The sequence below is a fragment of the Methylobacterium sp. WL7 genome, assembly GCF_008040085.1.
GTDB lineage: Bacteria > Pseudomonadota > Alphaproteobacteria > Rhizobiales > Beijerinckiaceae > Methylobacterium > Methylobacterium mesophilicum.
Genome location: NZ_VRVG01000063.1, coordinates 1 through 20,562 on the forward strand (window position 1 = coordinate 1; position 20,562 = coordinate 20,562).

Consider the following 20,562-nt stretch of genomic DNA (forward strand, 5'->3'; position numbering starts at 1 on the left):
TTCCGGCGGCGATAGGACCCCCGCCACCATGTCAAAACTCCCGACCCTCGCCCTCGCGAGCCTTCTGGCGCTCGCCACCTCCGCACAGGCCGCCGCGCCGCCCGAGCGCCTGCGCGGCACGATCGAGTCCGTGGAGGGCGGCGGCTTCACCCTCAAGACCCTGGACGGGAAGAGCCAGCAGGTGACCCTGGCGCCCGACGCCAAGGTCTCCTGGGTCGTCCCGGCCCAGCTCGATCAGATCAAGGACGGCGTGTTCATCGGCACCGCCACCAAGGGCGAGCCGCCGGTCGCCCTGGAGGTCGTGCTGTTCCCGGAATCGATGCGCGGCACCGGGGAGGGCCATTACGACTGGGACATGCTTCCCGATCACACCGGCAGCGCTGCCGTGAAGAGCACCATGACCAACGGCACCGTGAAGGCCGCCGGACCCGCGACCGCGCCGGACGCCCCCCGGGTCAAGAGCGCGATGACGAACGGCACCGTGAAGGCGAGCGGGGGCGGCGCGGAGCGCACCCTCACGGTCGATTACGGCAAGGGCCAGTCGATCCAGATCCTGGTCCCGCCGCAGGCCCCGGTGGTCACCTTCGAGTCCGCGGATTCCGGTGCGATCGCTGCCGGCGCGAAGGCGTTCGTGGTCGCCGCGCGCGGCGAGGACGGCAAGGTCACGGCGCGCCGCGTCGCCGTCGGCAAGAACGGCCTGACGCCGCCGATGTGAGGTGAGGCCGGGCACGCCTCCGCCGTCTCAGGACAGGACGTCGGCGTAGCCCACACGTTCGGACCGCCCCGGCCCTTCCCGCCGGCCGGGGCGGACCCGTCCATGCCCGGTTCGACAGCACTCCTGCCACTGCGGAAAGCATATCGGTACATCCGGCAAGCTGTTGCCGGCTAACGCGTTCTGATATTGTTGCCGGGCGGCAACATCGCACAGGAACCAATTTATCCGAGCCGAATTCTGATTGCTCGCCGAAACCCGTTCGCACATGGTGATCGTGCACGGGGGCATCGCCAAGCGAGAGCCCGCAGGAGCCTGCCACCCAAGACGCAGGCCAAACCTACAAGACGTGCGGCAAGATCCGGAAAACCGGGCATGTCCGCATCATCGGGTCTCGAAGCTTTGGAGATGTCTATGAAGCTCTTGAAGAGCTCACTGCTCGGTTCCGCAGCCGCCTTCGCGGCGATCGGAGCCGCCCACGCCGCCGACCTCCCGGTCAAGAAGGCGGTCCCGATCGAGTACGTCCGCGTGTGCTCGGCCTACGGCGCCGGCTTCTTCTACATTCCCGGCACCGACACCTGCCTGCGCCTCTCCGGCCGCGCCCGGTTCGAGGGCGGCTACATGACCAGCTATTCGCGCCAGTATGGCAACGGCGGCGACACCTCGGGCTACCAGGGCCGCCTGCGCATCAACCTCGATGCCCGCACCCAGACCGCCTACGGCACCCTGCGCGCCTTCGTGCGCCTCGATGCCGGCGCCCGCACCGGCTACTCCGGCGTCGGCACCTCCGGCACCCAGCAGCGCATCGGCCAGGCCTATCCCGGCCTCGGCATCGACAGCTTCGGCCGCGACCAGCAATTCGCCAACGTCGACAAGGCGTTCATCCAGTTCGCCGGCCTGACCGCCGGTCGCGCCTCGTCCTTCTTCGACTTCTACGCCCACGATTTCGAATTCGCCGGCGCCACCGCCGGTTCGGACATCGCGTCCACCAACCTACTCGCCTACACCGCCACCCTCGGAAACGGCCTGTCAGCCACGATCTCTGCAGAAGACCCGGTCTTCCGCCGCAGCCCGATCTACTCGCCTTCGCTCAACCCCAATGGCGTTACGGTCAACGCGAACATTGCCAACTTCGCTCAGACGGTTTCTCCGTCCCCGGTGATCGTCGGCTATAACGGCGCGGCACCAAGCCGGTACAGCTTTGTGGACGTGATCCAGCGCTCGCGGATGCCCGACTTCGTCGGCGCCCTGCGCCTCGATCAAGCCTGGGGCTCCGCTCAGGTGTCGGCTGCGGTGCACGAGCTTAACGTCGGCAACCTTGCGAACGGAACGAACGGCACCCAAGCCGGCGGCGTTGGAAGCGGCCCGTTCGTCAGCATCCCACATACCAACAATTCATATGGCTACGCGGTGCAGGGCGGTGTGAAGATCAACACGCCGTTCATCGCCCCGGGTGATGCCTTCTACCTTCAAGGAGCGTACGGCAGCGGCGCTCAGCTCTACACCGGCTACTCCTCGTTCAGCGGCTCCTACTCGCAGAACGCCGCGACGATCCAGGGCCAGAAGTTTAACCAGTTCTTCAACGACGCGACAGTCAACCCGATCACGGGCCAAATGGAGCGGTCGCAGAGCTTCACGGTCGTCGGCTCGTACCTGCACTACTGGACGCCTGAGTGGCGCTCGGCCGTCTTCGCCAGCTACGGCGAGATGGACTTCTCTCAGAAGGCCCGCGCTTCGCAAGGTGCTGTTTATTCCCTCGTGAATTCTCTAGGCGGCGCAGGTGGATACGGTGCCAATGCCGTCGGTACGCCCGGGACGAGATTTTACAATCTCAGCGAAGCGCTTCGAGATACCTACCAGATCGTCGCCGGCGCGAGCCTGATCTGGTCGCCGGTCAAGGATCTCGATATCGGTGTTGAGGGTTACTACACCCAGATCGGCGTCAAGAACGGCCGTGTGATCGACAAGGACAAGAGCCCGACCGCCTACAACAACGTTGCAGGTATTAACGCCGGAACCTTCGTTCCGGCCACCGCCACGCAGGACTCGGTGTCCTCGTTCCGCATGCGCGTTCAGCGCGACTTCTAAGCCGCATCGTCGGCGCGGGGATACGCCCCCCGCGCCGGTTCCCAGGTTCCACGGATCTCAAGGCCCAGCCCTCCGGCTGGGCCTTTTTCGTTGTCGGCGGGCTCGATGACGCCGGACGCCGCGCCTGCCCCGCTTCCGGACGTCGCCGCTTCAGGGCCGCGGCCGAACGGTTCCCGGCGGCGCCGCCGCCACACACGAACTCCGGACCGAACCCGCGAAGCCCGCATCCGGCACGGATCACGGCCAGACCGCGTTTCCGCGCCGCGCCGCTGACCGGCCTCGGGCCCCGGTTCCCGGGGGCGCCGCTCGACCGCCCCCATCCTCCCCATACCCGCCGCGACCCGCCGTGCCGCCGTGGCCGTCGTTCGGCCGCGCCGTCGCCGCACGAATCGATTCGCCGATCCGGTCGAATCACGGGCGGACTCGGCGCGACGGATCTTCGCGAGCCGGCCGTCGCGACCGGAGCCGACGACGCGGCGGCTCGAGACCATGGGCCGGCGCGTCTCCGCGGGATGAGCCCGGGTCCGGCCGTATCGGCAGACCCACGCGCGTGCGGATAAAAATCGCGGCTGCGGAGATATTTCTTGTGAGATGTTCGCAATAAATATCCGCGTCAATCAGACTACTTCTACAATCTGTATACTCAATAATACTGCAAAACATTTTCGTGACGTTGCGACGTTGCAACAACACAAATCAATCGCACAGATCGAATGATATCGATGTTGCTTGGATAAGGCGCGTTCCATCATATGAAACCGCATAGAGGAATCTCTGACGCGGGATATCTCTAAAAATCTGCACTTAAGATTGCAGAATTCAACAACATCGAGCGCTGCGAGGGCCGGATAAACCGGACTCGTGGGTGTTTTCGGGTCTCGAAGCTTTGGAGATATCTATGAAGCTCTTGAAGAGCTCGCTGCTCGGCTCGGCCGCTGCCTTCGCGGCGATCGGAGCCGCCCAGGCCGCCGACCTTCCGATCAAGAAGGCGGCGCCGATCGAGTACGTCCGCGTCTGCTCCGCCTTCGGGGCCGGCTTCTTCTACATCCCGGGCACCGACACCTGCCTGCGCATCTCGGGCCGCGCCCGGTTCGAGGGTGGCTACATGGCCAGCTACTCGCGCCAGGGCGGCAACGGCGACACCTCGGGCTACCAGGGCCGGATGCGCATCAACATGGATGCCCGCACCCAGACCGCCTACGGTACGCTCCGCGCCTTCGTGCGCCTCGATGCCGGCAGCCGCACCGGCTATTCCGGCATCGGCCAGTCCGGCACCCAGCAGCGCATCGGCCAGGCCTACGCCTCAACGGGCGTCGATCAGGTGGGTCGCGCTCAGCAATACATGAACGTCGACAAGGCGTTCATCCAGTTCGCCGGCCTGACCGCCGGTCGCGCGTCCTCGTTCTTCGACTTCTACGCGCACGACTTCGAGATCACCGGCAGCACGCTCGGCTCGGACAACGCCTCGACCAACCTTCTCGCTTACACGGCGGTGCTGGGCAACGGCGTGTCGGCGACCCTGTCGGTGGAAGACCCGGTCTTCCGCCGCACGCCGATCTTCGCGCCCTACGCGTCCACCGTCAGCCCCGTGTTCGTCGGCTACACCCGGGGCGCTCCGACCGTGCTGAGCACGATCGACACCGTTCAGCGCGAGCGTCTGCCCGACTTCGTCGGTGCCCTGCGCCTCGACCAGGCCTGGGGCTCGGCTCAGATCTCGGCCGCCACCCATGAGCTGAACGTCGGCAATATCGCGACGAATCCCGTCGCAGGCACGAACGTCAACATCGCGCACACCAACAGCGTCCAGGCCTGGGCGGTGCAGGGCGGCCTGAAGGTGAACACCCCGTTCGTCGCGCCTGGCGACGCCCTGTACCTGCAGGGCGCCTATAGTGACGGCGCGCAGCTCTACACGGGCTATTCCGCGTATAGCGGGTCCTACGCGCAGAACCCGGCGACGATCCAGGGCCAGAAGTTCAACCAGTTCTTCTCGGACGCCACGATCAACCCGTTCACCGGCCAGCTGCAGACCTCGCAGAGCTTCACCGCTGTTGCGTCGTACCTGCACTACTGGTCGCCGGAATGGCGCTCGGCCCTGTTCGGCTCCTACGGCGAGCAGAGCTTCTCCCGCGCCGCCCGTATCGCGCAGGGGGCCGCCTATGGCCTCGCCGGCTCCGGCCTCATCTCCGGCCCCAACGCCGTGGGCGTGCCCGGCACGCGGTTCTATCAGCTGAGCCAGGCGCTCCGCGACAACTACCAGTTCGTCGCCGGCGCGAGCCTGATCTGGTCGCCAGTGAAGGATCTCGATATCGGCGTCGAGGGCTACTACACGCAGATCGGCCTGAAGAGCGGCCGAGTGATCGACCAGGACAAGAGCCCGACCGCCTACAACAACGTCGCCGGCATCAACAACGGCACCTTCGTGCCGCGTACCGCGACGCAGGACTCGATCTCGCAGGTCCGCTTCCGCGTCCAGCGCGACTTCTGATCCGCCCCAGCGGTGCCGGGGCTTCGGTCCCGGCACCCGTCCTCGTGCACTCGACTTCCAAGGCCCGGCCCCGCGCCGGGCCGCTTTTTCTGGCGCCAGTCCCGCTGTGCCGGCTAAGAATAGCGAGGCCTTTGATGAGGCGATCGACGTCTCTCCTGCTGGGCTCGGCCGCCACCCTCGCGATGGCCGGGGGAGCCGCCGCGGCCGACCTTCCGGTCGGGACGGCGGCACCGATCGCGTATGTCCGGGTCTGCTCGGCCTACGGCACCGGCTTCTTCTTCATCCCGGGCGCCGACACCTGCCTGCGCGTCTCCGGCCGCGCCCGGTTCGAGGGCGGCTACATCACCAGCTATACCCGGCAGGCCGGGACCAACGGCGGCGATACGTCGGGCTATCGCGGGCTGCTGCGCTTCAACCTCGATGCCCGCACCCAGACCGCCTACGGCACGCTGCGCGCCTTCGTGCGCCTCGAGGCCGGAAGCCGGACCGGTGCGGCCGGTGTGGGCCGATCCGGCACCCAGGAGCGCATCGGCTCGGCCTACGTCGCCACCGGCGTCGATCAGGTCGGGCGCGTCCAGCAGATCGTGAACGTCGACAAGGCGTTCATCCAGTTCGCCGGGCTCACGGCCGGTCGCGCCTCCTCGTTCTTCGACTTCTATGCCCACGATTTCGAGCTGTCGGGCAGCACCGCCGGCTCGGATGTCGCCTCGACCAACCTGCTCGCCTACACGGCGGCCCTCGGCAACGGCCTGTCGGCGACCCTGTCGGTGGAAGACCCGGTCTTCCGCCGCACGCCGATCTTCGCGCCCTCGGGGGGCGCCGCTCCGGCCAGCCCGGTCTTCGTCGGCTATCCCCGGGGCGCTCCGTCGAGCTTCGCCGCCATCGACGGCATCCAGCGCGAGCGGCTGCCGGATTTCGTCGGCGTCCTGCGTCTCGACCGGGCCTGGGGCTCCGCGCAGCTTTCGGCCGCCACCCATGAGCTGAACGTCGGCAACGTCGGGCTCGGCACCGGCGCGAACGCCGCCGTCGCGCACACCGACAGCGTCCAGGGCTGGGCGGTGCAGGGCGGCGTGAAGGTGAACACGCCGTCCGTCGCGCCGGGCGACGCCCTGTACCTGCAGGGCGCCTACGGCGCGGGCGCGCAGTTCTACACGGGCTATTCGGCGTTCAGCGGCTCCGCCGGACAGAGCCCGGCGACGATCCAGGGCCAGAAATTCAGCCAATTCTTCTCGGACGCGACGGTCGACCCGTTCACCGGCCGGCTGCAGACCTCGCGGAGCTTCACCGCGGTGGCGTCGTACCTGCACTACTGGTCACCGGACTGGCGCTCGGCCGTCTTCGGCTCCTACGGCGCGCAGGGCTTCGCCCGCGGCGCCCGCCTTGCGCAGGGCGCGGCCTACGGCCTGGTGAGCACCCTCGCCGGCGGCAATCCCTTCGGCACCAACGCGGTCGGCGTCCCGGGCACGCGGTTCTATCAACTGAGCCAGGCGCTCCGCGACACCGACCAGTTCGTGGCCGGCGCGAGCCTGATCTGGTCGCCGGTGAAGGACCTCGATGTCGGCGTCGAGGGCTACTACACGCAGATCGGCCTGAAGAGCGGCCGGGCGATCGATCTCGACAAGAGCCCGGGCGCCTACGGTGCCATCGCCCAGATCAACGCCGGCACCTTCATGCCCCGGACTGCGACCCAGGATTCGGTCTCGCAGATCCGCCTGCGGGTCCAGCGCGACTTCTGAGCCGGTATTGCGGCGCCGCGACACCCGAGGCCCGGCCCTGCGCCGGGCCTCCTTGCGTTGTGCATCGCGCCGACAGGCTCCCGGGCGCCGGACCGAGCGGTGGCGCTCGAGGGCCCCCCGCGATTCGTCGATGAGGACCGGCGGCCCTGTCCCCGGTCGGGATGGCGGCTCGATCGCCGCCGATCACGAGGCAGTTGGTGCAAGCGCGCCACCGTCCGGGGCAGGTGCGCCGCCCGTTCGGCGGGATCGCCGCTCCGTGCTGTCGCCGATCATGATCAATGATCGGGCGCATCTGGTTCCACCAAGAGCAATGACGACGGAAAAAATTGTCCGATTGCAAATACCTCATGGCAAATACTGAAGTTGAATAAAATCAAAACATCTCAAGCGTTACGTGGCAGATCAGCAACAAATTCATAAATGCTCAGGCGGCACGTTGAATCGCTGTTGCTTGCTAAAGATCGGGATCGCAGGATCGTAGGCGAAAGATGAGATGCGGTAAAACTTGCCGATCTCTCTTCTGCAAATAAAAAATCAAAGAACAATCTGCGTTCCGCAGAAAAACGGGAAGCGTTGCCGTCTTCGGCTTCAAACTTCTGGGGGTCTTGATGAGATTATTGAACCATTTCTTGCTCGGATCCGCGGCCGCGTTCGTTGCGGTCGGATCCGCCCAGGCTGCCGACCTTCCGATCAAGAAGGCGGCGCCGATCGAGTTCGTCCGCGTCTGCTCGGCCTTCGGGGCCGGCTTCTTCTACATCCCGGGCACCGACACGTGCCTGCGCGTCTCGGGCCGGGCCCGGTTCGAGGGGGCCTACCAGACCTCGTCCAGCCGCCAGCCGGGCGCGGCCGGCGACACGTCGGGCTTCCGGGGGCTGGCGCGCTTCAACATGGATGCCCGCACCCAGACCGCCTACGGCGCCCTGCGCGCCTTCGTGCGCCTGGATGCCGCCTCCCGCACCGGAACCATCCATTCCGGCACGATGGTGCGTATCGGCCAAGCCTATCGTGGCACGGGCGTCGACGAGGTGAATCGGGCGCAGCAATACGTGAACGTCGACAAGGCGTTCATCCAGTTCGCCGGCCTCACCGCCGGTCGCGCCTCGTCGTTCTACGACTTCTACGCCCACGATTTCGAGTTCTACGGCGCGACCTCGGGCTCGGACAATTCATCCACCAACCTGCTCGCCTACACCGCCACCTTCGGCAACGGCGTCTCGGCGACCCTGTCGGTGGAAGACCCGGTCTTCACGCGCTCGCCGGTCTTCTCGCCGTCCGGGAACGCGCTCGCCCCCGTCTTCGTCGGCTACACGAGTGGCCGGCCGTCCCGCTACGGCAACGTCGACGCCGTCCAGCGCTCGCGGCTGCCCGATTTCGTCGGCGCCCTGCGAATCGATCAGGCCTGGGGCTCGGCCCAGCTCTCGGCCGCCACGCATGAGATCAACGTCGGCAACCTGAGCACCAACACGCCCGCGGGCGCGGGTGGCGTGCTCACCGGCATCCGCCACGCCAACTCGGTCCAGGGCTGGGGTGTGCAGGGCGGCGTGAAGATCAACCTGCCGGCGATTGCCCCGGGGGATACCCTCTATCTGCAGGGGGCCTACGCCAACGGCGCGCAGAGCTATGCCGGCTATTGCATGATCGCCGGCTGCTACGCGCAGTCCAATACCGGCTTCGATACCCAGAAGTTCGAGCAGTACTTCGCCGACGCGTCGGTCAACCCGTTCACCGGCCAGCTCCAGACCTCGACCAGCTTCTCGGCGGTGGCGTCGTACCTGCACTACTGGTCGCCGGAATGGCGCTCGGCGCTGTTCGGCTCCTACGGCGAGCAGGATTTCTCGGCCGGCGCCCGCCTGGCCCAGGGCGCGCTGTTCAGCTTGGTGAACCCGAGCGGCAACAGCTTCGGCACCAACGGCGTCGGCGTGCCCGGCACCCGGTTCTACCAGCTGAGCCAGGCCCTGCGGGACACCTACCAGTACGTGGTCGGCGGCAGCCTGATCTGGTCGCCGGTGGCGGATCTCGATATCGGCGTCGAGGCCTTCTACACCCAGGTCGGCGTGAAGAGCGGCCGGGTGATCGACCTCGACAAGGGCCCGGGTGCCTACGCGAACGTCGCCGCCATCAACAACGGCACGTTCGTGCCGCGGACGGCGACGCAGGATTCGATGACGCACGTCCGCTTCCGCGTGCAGCGCGACTTCTGATCCGATGAGCCGGCGCCGGGGGGCACCCCCGGCGCCGTCCCCGATCGTGCGTCCACGCGACGACTGGAGGTGCCGGCTTAATCCCTCTCCCCAATACAGGTGGCGCGCTTTGTCCCGCGGTTCGCGTTGCCGCCCTGTGCGGGCGCTGATACGCCGGATTCGACTTTATCTCCGCCGACCGGGCGGCCCAGGTCGCGACCGTCGGGGCGATCGGGGCCGCGCGGCGAAGGCCGGAAGGGCCCGCGCGTGGTCGGAAGTCCGGAGGAAGCCGATGACCAGTAGCGCCTCGACGAGTCCCGTGCCGACGCCGCTCAACGAGCGCCGCGCCGCACGGTTCTGGCCCGAGGGCTGGTGGCGCCTGGTCGACATGAAGATCGGCATCATTCCGCTGCCGCTCTACGTCATCGTGGCGATCCTGCTGGTGGTCCTGGTCCAGGAGGGCGAGGTCAAGCCGGACGGGCCGACCATGATCGCCGTCCTGGTGATGGGCGGCTTCACCTGCGCCGAGATCGGCAAGCGCATCCCGATCCTGCGCAACATCGGCGCGGGCGCGATCTTCGCGACCTTCATCCCGTCGGCGCTCGTCTACTACAAGCTGGTGCCGCCCCAGATGGAGAAGGCGATCTTCGACTTCACGAAGTTCACCAACTTCCTCTACATCTACATCGCCACGATCATCGTCGGCTCGATCCTGGGCATGGATCGCGACGTCCTGATCAAGGGCTTCCTCAAGATCTTCGCGCCCCTCGCGGTCGGCTCGGTGGCGGCCGCCATCGTCGGCACCCTGGTCGGCACCGCGCTCGGGCTCGGCCCCTACAAGACCTTCTTCTTCATCGTGGTGCCGATCATGGCCGGCGGCGTCGGCGAGGGCGCGATTCCGCTCTCCATCGGCTACGCGGCGATCCTGGGCCAGCAGCAGGGCGTCGTGTTCGCCCAGGTGCTGCCGCCGGTGATGCTCGGCTCGCTCACCGCGATCATCTTCGCCGGCACCCTCAACTATGTCGGCAAGCGCTATCCCCACCTCACCGGCGAGGGCCGGCTCCAGCCGGGCGCGGAGGGCATGGAATCGAGCGACGCGCAGGCGCGCTCCGAGGCGGCCCGCGGCCAGATCGACGCCGCCACGATCGGCGCGGCCGGGCTCACGGCCATCACCCTCTACCTGCTCGGGGTCGTCGCCCACCACCTCGTCGGCCTGCCGGCGCCGGTGGCGATGCTGTTCCTGGCGGTGTTCGCCAAGCTCGGCAGCGCCGTGTCGCCCCATCTCCAGGCCGGCGGCTTCGTGGTCTACAAGTTCGTGCAGGTCTCGATGACCTACCCGCTGCTCTTCGCCATCGGGGTGGCGCTCACCCCCTGGAACGAGCTGATGGCGGCGTTCACCCTGGTGAACCTGATCACCATCGTGTCCACCGTGTCCACGCTGATGGTCACCGGCTTCTTCGTCGGCCGCGCCCTCGGGATGTACCCGATCGAGACCGCCATCGTGAACGCCTGCCACAGCGGCCAGGGCGGCACCGGCGACGTGGCGATCCTCACGGCGGCCAACCGCATGGCGCTGATGCCGTTCGCCCAGATCGCCACCCGGATCGGCGGCGCCCTGACCGTCACCGGGACGATCATCGCGATGAAATGGATCGGCGCGTGAATCGAGATCGGGGAGCGTTGCGTCATGGCCGGTGATCCGGGCGCCGTCGGGGCGAGCCTGCAATCCAGGATCGGGGCGATCCTCCGCGCGACGAGCGGCAACTTCCTGGAGATGTTCGATTTCTTCCTGTTCGGGTTCTACGCCAGCTCCATCGCGCGGGCGTTCTTCCCCTCGGGCAACGAGACCACCGAGCTGCTCCTGACCTTCGGGACCTTCTGGCTCGGCGCGCTGATGCGGCCCCTCGGGGCGATCGTGCTCGGCGCCTATATCGACCGGATCGGACGCCGGAAGGGCCTGATCGTCACCCTGGCGATCATGGCGAGCGGCACGGTGCTGATCGCCTTCTGCCCGAGCTACGGGACCATCGGCATCGCCGCGCCCCTGATCGTGCTGGCCGGCCGCCTGCTGCAGGGCTTCTCGGCCGGCGTCGAGATCGGCGGCGTCTCGATCTACCTGTTCGAGATCGCCACGCCCGGGCGGAAGGGCTTCTACACGTCGTTCCAGTCGGCGAGCCAGCAGGTGGCGATCATGTTCGCGGCCGTGATCGGCTACGGGCTGAACGCCTACCTGACCAAGCAGCAGATCGGCGATTTCGGCTGGCGCATCCCGTTCTTCATCGGCTGCCTGATCGTGCCGTTCATCTTCTTCATCCGGCGCTCCCTGCAGGAGACCCAGGAATTCGCCCAGCGGACCCACCATCCGAGCACGCGCGAGATCCTCACCACGGTCGCAGCCAACTGGCGGATCGTGCTGCTCGGCATGATGCTCTCCACCATGACCACGGTGACCTTCTACATGATCACCGTGTACACCCCGACCTTCGGCAAGACCGTCCTCAAGCTCACCGAGACCGACAGCCTGATCGTCACCCTGTGCGTGGCGATCACCAACTTCATCTGGCTGCCAGTGGGCGGCGCGCTGTCGGACGCGATCGGGCGCAAGCCCGTGCTGCTCACCATCTCGGTCCTGTCGCTGCTGACCACCTATCCGGCGCTGCACTGGCTGGTGGCCGATCCGACCTTCGCCAAGATGCTCGGCGTCGAATTGTGGTTCTCGTTCTTCTTCGGCGTCTACAACGGCGCGATGATCGTCTCGCTGTCCGAGGTCGTGCCGGCGCATGTGCGGGCCAGCGGCTTCTCCCTGGCCTACAGCCTCGCCACGGCCCTGTTCGGCACCGCCACCCCGATGGTCTCGACCTACCTGATCGAGCAGACCGGCGACCGGGCGGCCCCGAGCTACTGGCTGATGGCGGCGGCCGCGTGCGGCATCATCGCGACGCTCGCGCTGTTCCGCGGCGGCCCGCGAGAGGCCCGGGTTCCGGCCCACGCCTGAGCGGCTTTTCGTCGACCCACGCTGGGGAGCGCTGCCGCAGCCGCGGAGCGAGCTGCCTTTTCGGATGTGGCTCGGGTCCCCTCTCCCGTGCGGGAGAGGGACAGGGTGAGGGGACAGGTTCATCCGGAGAGGGCGCATCCCTCACCCCAACCCTCTCCCGCACGGGAGAGGGGGCCTGTCGCGGGTCGAAGACGCTAGATTCTCACAGCCCCTCAGGGCGCCGGGCTACACCCCCTGCCAGATCCGGATCCGCGCCTTGAAGGCGGCGCGGATATGCGCGCGGGCTGCCGCCTCGGCCCGGTCGCCATCATGGGCGCGGATCGCCGCGATGATCGCGGCATGCTCGTCGAGGGACTCGCCGGCCCGTTCCGGTGCCGAGAGGGTCGTCGAGCCGGGCAGCAGCACCAGCGACAGGCGCATCGTCTCCAGGGTGCCCTGCAGGAATCGGTTGCGCGCGGCGGCGTGGATCTGCCGATGGAACAGCCGGTTGGTGCGCGCCAGCGCCGCCCCGTCGCCGGCCAGCGCCCGGTCCCGAACGATCATCTCGTCCAGAAGCTCGGTCTCGACCGCGCTGGCATGGATCGCGGCGAGCCGGGCCGCCGTCCCCTCCAGCACCTCGCGCATGTCGTAGAGTTCACTGACCTGACTGTAATCGAGCTGCGCCACGCTGGCGCCCCGGTGCGGCTCGTGGGCGACGAGGCCCTGCGCTTCCAGGCGGCCCAAAGCCTCGCGCACCGGCGTGCGGCTGATCGCGAACCGCTCCGCCAGCTCGGCCTCGCGCAGGCGGCTGCCGGGGGCGAGTTCGCCCTCCTCGATCGCCTGCAGCAGCCGCTCGTAGGCGGCGGCGCCGTTGGAGCGCTCAGACTCGCTCGCCTTCATGGCCGGACTCTCCTCGGCCGTGGCCATAGCGTGAAACGTGGTCCGCAGGAACGCTTGCCGCCGATTGCATGCAAGCGTATACAATAACGGAATCGAGGTTCGGATGACGGAGGCGGCGATGCAGGATCGGCAGGCGGGACCCTTTGATGTCGTGGTGGTCGGCTCCGGCAATGCCGCCATGAGCGCGGGCCTCGCCGCCCTGGAGCGCGGCGCCTCGGTGCTGATGATCGAGAAAGCGGAGCCGGATCTGGCCGGCGGCAACACCGCCTACACCGCCGGCGCCATGCGGTTCGTCTACCAGGGCAACGACGACCTGATCCCGCTGCTCGCCGACCCGGACGACCCGCGCCTGCCGCGGACCGATTTCGGCGCCTACACGGCGCAGACCTTCGAGAGCGACCTCCTCGGCTTCAACGACGGCCGGCCGCTCTCGCGCGAGCAGCGCATCCTGATCGACGAGAGCGGCGCGGCCCTGCGCTGGCTCTCGACGCAGGGCGTGAAGTTCGAGCCGATCTACGCCCGGCAATCCTTCGAGAAGGACGGCCGCTTCGTGTTCTGGGGCGGCCTGACGCTCGCCACCCACGACGAGGGTTTCGGGCTCGCCCGCGCCGAACTCGAGGCGTTCACGAAGGCCGGCGGCGAGATCCGCTACGGCTGCCCGGCCACCGGGCTGATCGTCGAGGCGGGCTGCGTCGTCGGCGTGGAGACGCCCCAGGGCGCGTTCCGGGCCGGGGCGGTGATCCTGGCCTGCGGCGGCTTCGAATCGAACCCTGAGCTGCGCACGCGCTTCATCGGCGCTGGCTGGGACAAGGCCCGGGTGCGCGGCACCCCGCACAACCGCGGCGACGGATTGGAGATGGCGCTCGCGCTCGGCGCCAAGCCGCACGGCTTCTACGGCGGCTGCCACGCCACCCCGATGGACCTGCACACCCCCGATTACGGCAACCTCGACTTGCCGCACGGCGAGCGGAAGCACTACCGCAAGATCTGCTACTTTTTGGGATTGATGCTCAATGCGAACGGCGAGCGGTTCGTCGACGAGGGCAAGAATTTTCGCAATTACACCTACGCCCAGTTCGGCCGCTCGATCATGGAGCAGCCCGGGCACGTCGCCTGGCAGATCTTCGATGCCAAGGTCGATCACCTGCTCTACAGCGAGTACCGGTTCCACGACGCCCACTTCGTCGAGGCCGACACGCTCGACGGGCTGCTCGACAGGCTCGACGGCATCGACCGCGCGGCGGCCCGGCGCACCATCGCGGATTTCAACGCCGCCGTGGACGATGCCGTGCCGTTCGACCCCACCGTGAAGGACGGCCGCGGCACCAAGGGCCTCCCCCTGCCGAAGTCGAACTGGGCGCAGGCGATCGAGACCGGGCCGTTCAAGGCCTACCCGGTCACGGGCGGCATCACCTTCACGTATGGCGGCGTCGAGGTCGGGGAGGGCGGCGGCGTCCGGCGCGAGGACGGCAGCGAGATCCCCGGGCTCTACGCCTGCGGCGAGATGGTCGGCGGCGTGTTCTTCAACGGCTATCCCGGCGGCTCGGGCCTGACCTCCGGCGTCGTCTTCGGGCGGCGGGCCGGCTACGGCGCCGCGGCGGCCGTGCGGGCATCAAAGAAATAGAATACTCGGTCGTTTTTCAGATCTTTTCTTTAAACGCGGACACCAAGGTCGCAGGATGACCCACCCTGTCATTCCGGGGCGCCGCAGGCGAGCCCGGAACCCATAGCCGCCGACGCTGCAAGATCTTGAACTGTCGGAGGCTATGGATCCCGGGCTCCGCTGCGCGGCCCCGGGATGACAAGGCGGGTGATGCAACGACCCAGGAATTCTAACGCGTCCGGAAGACATTCTATTTCGGAGTGCCTTCGCTCCATCGGCGGGTAAGAGACGGAACGCTGCGCCACCGCTCGCAATGAATGACGGCGTGCGCTCGCCAGCGTCGCACGCCCCTGTCCCCACCGAACGCGCGCGCGTACAAGGCGCTCCATGTCAGAGCGGCAGGCCGTCTTCACGATCACCCGGGGCGTCCCGTTCCTGCCGGCGCTCGCCGAGGCGCTGCTGTCCGGCCGGCTGGTCGGGCCGGTGGCGGAGGATCCGCTGGCGCTGGCATCGGTCACGATCTACCTGCCGACCCGCCGGGCCGCGCGGGCGCTGGGCGCCATCCTGGCCGAGCGGCTCGGCCGGCGGGCCCATGAGCGGGGCGCGCCGGGCTACGCGGCGCTGCTGCCCCGGATGATCCCGCTGGGCGAGGCCGACGAGGCCGAACTCGACCTCGCTTCCGAGCCGCTGCTGGAGGACAACGATCCCCTCAGCACGCCGATGCCGCCGCTGGAGCGCCGGCTGATCCTCGCCCGCCTGGTCCAGGCCTGGGCGAAATCCGTGGACCGCACCCTGCTGCCCCTGGACGCCGAGGTGCCGTTCCTCGTGCCGTCCTCCCCCGCCGACGCGGTCGGGCTGGCGGGCGATCTCGAACGACTGATGGATGCGCTCACCGTCGAGGGCCTGCCCTGGTCGGAGATCGGCGCCGCCGTGGAGGCCGAGTATTCACGCTATTTCGGCCTGACCCTGGATTTCGTGAAGATCGCCGCCGAGAACTGGCCGAAGCTCCTGGCCGAGCGCGGCCTGTCCGATCCGGTCGCCCGCGCCCGCGGCCTCGTCCTCGCCGAGGGCCGGCGCCTGGCGCGGACCGCGCCGACGGATCCCGTCATCGTCGCCGGATCGCTGGGCTCCGTGCCCGCCACCGCCCGTCTGATCGCGGCGGTGGCGAAGCTGCCCCGGGGCGCCGTGGTCCTGCCCGGGCTCGACCTCGACCTCGACGAGGCCGGCTGGTCCGGCATCGACACCGGCGAGGGGTTTTCCCGGGTGATCGCCCACGGTCACCCCCAGGCGGTGCTGCACCGGCTGCTCGGGCCGGACAACCTCGCTTTGCCGCGCACGGACGTCGTCGCCCTGGGGGAACCCGATCTTGGACAGGCGGCCCGGGCCGCCCTGCTGTCGCAGGCCCTGCGCCCGGCCGACACCACCGATGCCTGGGCCGACCTCGACCCGGACAAGCGCGACGCGATCGCCGAGGACGGCCTCGCGGGGTTGGCCCTGACGGAGGCCGCCGACGAGCGGGAGGAGGCGCTGGTCGCGGCGCTGGCCCTGCGCGAGACGCTTCAGGTCCCGGGCGCCACCGCGGCCCTGGTCACGCCCGATCGCGGTCTCGCCGGGCGGGTCGCGGTGGAGCTGCTGCGCTGGGGCATCGTCGCCGAGGATTCGGCCGGGCTGGCGCTCGCCGGAAGCCCGGCCGGGCGCCTCGCCCGGCTCACCGCGGAGCTGGCCGCCGACCTCGCCCGCAACCAGGCCGACGCGATCCCGGCCCGGCTGATCGCGCTGCTGTCGCACCCGATGGTCCGCCTCGGCCTGCCCCGGTGCGACGTGGTGCGCGGCGCCGCCGCCCTGGAGATCGGGCTGCTGCGCGGTCCCGTCCCGGCCCCGGGTTTTTCCGGGCTGCGGAATGCGCTGGCGGCCGAGCGGGTCGGGCCTCTGGAGCGCCGCCCCCGGGCCAAGCGCCGCCTGAAGGACATCGACTGGGATCTCGCCGCCGACCTGCTCGCCCGGCTGGAGCAGGTTTTTGCGGAATTCCCAGGCCCGGACGGCGCCGCCGACTGCGATCTCGTCGCCACCGCGGCCCTGCACCGCGCCGCCTGCGACGGGCTGATCGCCGGCCCGGAGGACGGCCCGCAAGTCACGCCGCAAGACGCCCCTCACGACGTCCCTGAACAGGCCGAGGACGGCTCCCTGTCCTGCCTCGATGCCCTGTTCGACGATCTGGAGATGGCCGAGCCCGGCCTGATGCCGGGGCGGTTCGACGACTACGCGACCTTCTTCACATCGCTCGCCCGGGAGCGCCTGGTCGGCTGCTCCGGCGAGGCGCCGCATCCGCGCCTGCGCATCCTCGGCCTCCTGGAGGCGCGATTGCTGTCGGTGGACCGGGTGGTGCTCGGCGGGCTCGACGAGGGCGTCTGGCCGGTGCGGACCCTGACCGACGCGTTCCTCAACCGGCCGATGCGCGAGCGGGTCGGCCTGAACCCGCCCGAGCGCCGGATCGGCCAGATGGCGCACGACTTCGTGCAGGCGCTGGGCTGCCGCGACGCGGTGATCACCCGGGCGCTCAAGCGCGAGGGTTCGCCGACCGTGCCGTCGCGCCTGATCCAGCGCCTGCGCGCGTTTGCGGGCGACGCGCGCTGGGAGGCGGTGCTGGAGGCCGGCCGGCGCTTTTCCGGCCTGGCCGCCCGCCTCGACGCGGCCCCCCCCGAGAAGCGGCTGAAGCGCCCGGCGCCGAAGCCCGACCCGGCCCTGTTCCCGCGCTCGCTCAGCGTCACCGAGATCGAGACGCTGGTGCGCGACCCCTACAGCATCTTCGCCCGCCACGTGCTCGGGCTCGACCCCCTGGAGCCGCTGGCCGCGGTGCCGAGCGTGGCGACCCGCGGCTCCCTCGTGCACGACATCTTCTCGGAGTTCGCCAGCGCCCATCCGCAGGGCTTGCCCGGGCAGCCGGAGGAGCGCCTGCTCGCCATCGCCACCAACGCGTTCGGCGAGATCGCCGACACCTATCCGGAACTCTACGCCGAGTGGTGGCCGCGCTACGAGCGCATGGCCGCCGCCTACCTCGCCTGGGAGGCGCAGCGCCGGCCGGTCCTGCGCCGCATCCACCCGGAGGTGTCCGGGCGCTGGGTGATCCCCATGGGCCGCGAGAGCTTCACCCTGCGGGCCCGGGCCGACCGGATCGAGCTGCGCCCGGACGGCACCGCCTGCATCGTCGACTACAAGACCGGCACGCCGCCCTCGGCCAAGATGATCTTTACCGGGTTCTCGCCGCAGCTGACCCTGGAGGCGGCGATGCTGATGCACGGCGCCTTCGACGGGGTGCCGCCGGTCAAGACCACGCCTGACCTGCTCTACGTCCACGCCTCGGGCGGCCGGAAGCCGTTCGTCCCGATGCCGGTCAAGCCGCCCCGCGGCGAGGAGCGCAGCGTCGACGCGATCGTCGCCGAGCACGCCACCCGCCTGAAGGGGCTGGTCGCCCGGTTCATGACCGGCGATGCGGCCTACACGGCCAGGCCGTACCCGCAATATGCCAGCCAGTACGGGGCCTACGATCACCTGGCGCGGGTGCTGGAATGGTCGCTGGGTGGGGAGGAGGGTGGGGAGTGAGCCGGTCCGACAGCGGACCGCGGTAAGATCGAGTCCGACTCAGGAGGCCCCGCCAGTCCGCCTGACGTGACAACGCCGGAGAGGTCCCATGCCCGAAACGAAGCCCCTGGCCGACCCCACGGCCCGAGCGCGGTCCGTTGGTTCGGGAACCCCTCCAAAGGGCGGTTTTGCGGCGCTCGTTCCGGAACTTGGCGTTACGGATCTCGATGTGAGCTTGTGCTTCTGGTGCGGCCTGCTCGGTTTCGCGGTCGCCTATGACCGGCCGGCCGCGCGCTTTGCCTATCTGAGCCGCGGTTTCGCGCAGGTCATGCTGTGTCAGCTTAACGGAAGCTGGGAGACCGCCGAGCTGCGCTACCCGTTCGGCCGGGGCGTCAATTTCCAGACGAAAGTCGAGCCGCTGGATCCAGTTCTGGCCGCCCTCGAAGGGGCGGGCTGGCCGCTTTACGAGGCTCCGCGCCACGCTTGGTACAGGGTCGGAGACACCGACCATGGCCAGCGGGAATGCCTCGTGCAGGATCCCGACGGATACCTCGTCCGCCTCGCAGAAAGTGTCGGCGTTCGCCCTGCGAGTGGGGGGTGAAGGCGCTTCGGGCGTCGAACGGACGGGCTGGATTCCCGCTCCGGAATGGTTTGCCGGATAGCCACGACATTGATGGAGGATGCGCATGAGCGGCTCCGCCTCTCTCCCTCCCCCCTTTGCGGGCTACGGGCTATACAGGTTTCGGTCAGAGCCGTGGTCCTGCCGCTGGCGGAGGAGGCGCGGGTCCCCTCTCCCGCACGGGAGAGGGACAGGGTGAGGGATGCGACCTGTCCGGAAAGCCCCGGTCCCTCACCCCAACCCTCTCCCGCACGGGAGAGGGCGCGCGTCGCGGCGTGCAGGAGCGCCGGTGCCTCAAAACTGTGTAGGCCGCAGCTCTGCGGGGGAGGGCGCATGGCAGATCCGGAGCGCCTCGTCCGCTGAAGGCCCCGAATGCTTCGTCGCGCAAGACCTGCGCGTCCGGAAACAGTGCTGTCGCGCTCTCAAAAAAACGCCTGCAGCCCCGTTTGCGCCCGGCCCAGGATCAGCGCGTGGACGTCGTGGGTGCCCTCGTAGGTGTTCACCGTCTCGAGGTTCTGGGCGTGGCGCATCACGTGGTACTCGCCCATGATGCCGTTGCCGCCGTGCATGTCGCGGGCGGTGCGGGCGATATCGAGGGCCTTGCCGCAATTGTTGCGCTTGATCAGCGAGATCATCTCGGGGGCCATCCGGCCCTCGTCCATCAGCCGCCCGACCCGCAGGGAGGCCTGAAGCCCGAGGGTGATCTCGGTCTGCATGTCGGCGAGCTTTTTCTGGACCAACTGCGTTTGCGCCAGGGGCCGACCGAACTGCTTGCGCTCCAGGGTGTAGTTGCGCGCCCGGTGCCAGCAATCCTCCGCGGCGCCCATCGCCCCCCAGGAGATGCCGTAGCGCGCCCGGTTGAGGCAGCCGAACGGACCTTTCAGCCCCGAGACGTCGGGGAGCAGCGCGTCCTCGCCGACCTCGACGCCCTCCATGACGATCTCGCCGGTGGTGGAGGCGCGCAGGGACAGCTTGCCCTTCAGGGTCGGCGCGGAGAGGCCCTTCATGCCCTTCTCGAGCAGGAAGCCGCGGATCGCGCCCTCATGCGCGTCGGACTTCGCCCAGACCACGAACACGTCCGCGAAGGGGGCGTTCGAGATCCACATCTTGGCGCCCGAGATCCGGTAGCCGCCGTCGATCTTCTCCGCCTTGGTCTTCATGCCGGCGGGATCGGAGCCGGCATCGGGTTCGGTCAGGCCGAAGCAGCCGATCCACTCGCCCGAGGCGAGCTTGGGCAGGAATTTCTGGCGCTGCGCTTCCGAGCCGTAGGCGTGGATCGGGTACATCACCAGCGAGGATTGCACGCTCATCATCGAGCGGTAGCCGGAATCCACCGCCTCGACGGCCCGCGCCACCAGCCCGTAGGCGACGTAGGAGGCGCCGGCGCAGCCGTATTCCTCCGGCAGGGTCACGCCGAGCAGGCCGAGCTCCCCCATCTTCCGGAACAGCCCGGGATCGGTCTTCTCCTCGGCGTAGGCTTCGACGATGCCGGGCAGGAGCTGCTCCTGCGCGAAGCTCTGGGCCACGTCGCGGATCGCCCGCTCGTCCTCGGTGAGCTGGTCGTCCAGCAGGAACGGGTCCTCCCAGACGAAGCGCGCCGAGGCCGGGGCGGACGGGGAGGCGCTGCCCGGGGGGCGCATCGGAGCGTTCATGGGATTTCCTCGCCGACAGGGTGTGGCGGGCTTC

The 20,562-nt window shown here is 68.8% G+C and carries 12 protein-coding genes; 10 read left to right on the forward strand and 2 right to left on the reverse strand.

Annotated elements, in window-relative coordinates; genetic code table 11:
* The first annotated feature begins 28 nt into the window (after positions 1-28).
* The 7 genes from FV233_RS16615 (at position 29) to FV233_RS16645 (ending at position 12,196) form a co-directional block, all read left to right on the forward strand.
* A complete protein-coding gene (locus tag FV233_RS16615) occupies positions 29-715 on the forward strand; it encodes a metal ABC transporter permease (RefSeq protein ID WP_147898094.1) in 687 nt (228 codons plus the stop codon).
* 411 nt (positions 716-1,126) lie between these two features.
* Positions 1,127-2,800: a porin gene (locus tag FV233_RS16620; protein ID WP_147898095.1), complete on the forward strand. Its 1,674-nt coding sequence runs from the start codon at positions 1,127-1,129 to the stop codon at positions 2,798-2,800.
* A gap of 898 nt (positions 2,801-3,698) precedes the next feature.
* Entirely contained in the window at positions 3,699-5,285 is a 1,587-nt protein-coding gene (locus tag FV233_RS16625) for a porin (protein WP_147898096.1), read from the forward strand.
* A 134-nt stretch (positions 5,286-5,419) separates the two neighbouring features.
* Entirely contained in the window at positions 5,420-7,021 is a 1,602-nt protein-coding gene (locus FV233_RS16630) for a porin (RefSeq protein WP_147898097.1), read from the forward strand.
* Positions 7,022-7,629: 608 nt separating this feature from the next.
* The gene (locus FV233_RS16635; protein WP_147898098.1) at positions 7,630-9,222 is read left to right on the forward strand and encodes a porin; all 1,593 of its coding nucleotides are present in this window, start codon (positions 7,630-7,632) and stop codon (positions 9,220-9,222) included.
* A 271-nt stretch (positions 9,223-9,493) separates the two neighbouring features.
* Positions 9,494-10,864 (forward strand): 2-hydroxycarboxylate transporter family protein, encoded by a 1,371-nt coding sequence (locus FV233_RS16640; RefSeq protein ID WP_147854424.1) that lies wholly within the window; start codon positions 9,494-9,496, stop codon positions 10,862-10,864.
* Positions 10,865-10,888: 24 nt separating this feature from the next.
* Positions 10,889-12,196, forward strand: a complete 1,308-nt coding sequence (locus FV233_RS16645; protein WP_147898099.1) for an MFS transporter — start codon at positions 10,889-10,891, stop codon at positions 12,194-12,196.
* 225 nt (positions 12,197-12,421) lie between these two features.
* On the opposite strand, the gene FV233_RS16655 is transcribed toward FV233_RS16645, so the two are convergent.
* Positions 12,422-13,075 (reverse strand): GntR family transcriptional regulator, encoded by a 654-nt coding sequence (locus tag FV233_RS16655; RefSeq protein ID WP_147898100.1) that lies wholly within the window; start codon positions 13,073-13,075, stop codon positions 12,422-12,424.
* 103 nt (positions 13,076-13,178) lie between these two features.
* On the opposite strand from FV233_RS16655, the gene tcuA reads away from it, so the two are divergent.
* From tcuA to FV233_RS16670, 3 genes are all read left to right on the forward strand, one after another.
* The gene (gene tcuA, locus FV233_RS16660; RefSeq protein ID WP_246690005.1) at positions 13,179-14,699 is read left to right on the forward strand and encodes an FAD-dependent tricarballylate dehydrogenase TcuA; all 1,521 of its coding nucleotides are present in this window, start codon (positions 13,179-13,181) and stop codon (positions 14,697-14,699) included.
* Between the two features lie 366 nt (positions 14,700-15,065).
* Positions 15,066-18,278 (forward strand): double-strand break repair protein AddB, encoded by a 3,213-nt coding sequence (gene addB, locus FV233_RS16665; protein ID WP_147898101.1) that lies wholly within the window; start codon positions 15,066-15,068, stop codon positions 18,276-18,278.
* Positions 18,279-18,366: 88 nt separating this feature from the next.
* Positions 18,367-18,858 (forward strand): VOC family protein, encoded by a 492-nt coding sequence (locus tag FV233_RS16670; protein ID WP_147898102.1) that lies wholly within the window; start codon positions 18,367-18,369, stop codon positions 18,856-18,858.
* 440 nt (positions 18,859-19,298) lie between these two features.
* On the opposite strand, the gene FV233_RS16680 is transcribed toward FV233_RS16670, so the two are convergent.
* A complete protein-coding gene (locus FV233_RS16680; RefSeq protein ID WP_147898104.1) occupies positions 19,299-20,528 on the reverse strand; it encodes an acyl-CoA dehydrogenase in 1,230 nt (409 codons plus the stop codon).
* Between the last annotated feature and the right edge of the window lie 34 nt (positions 20,529-20,562).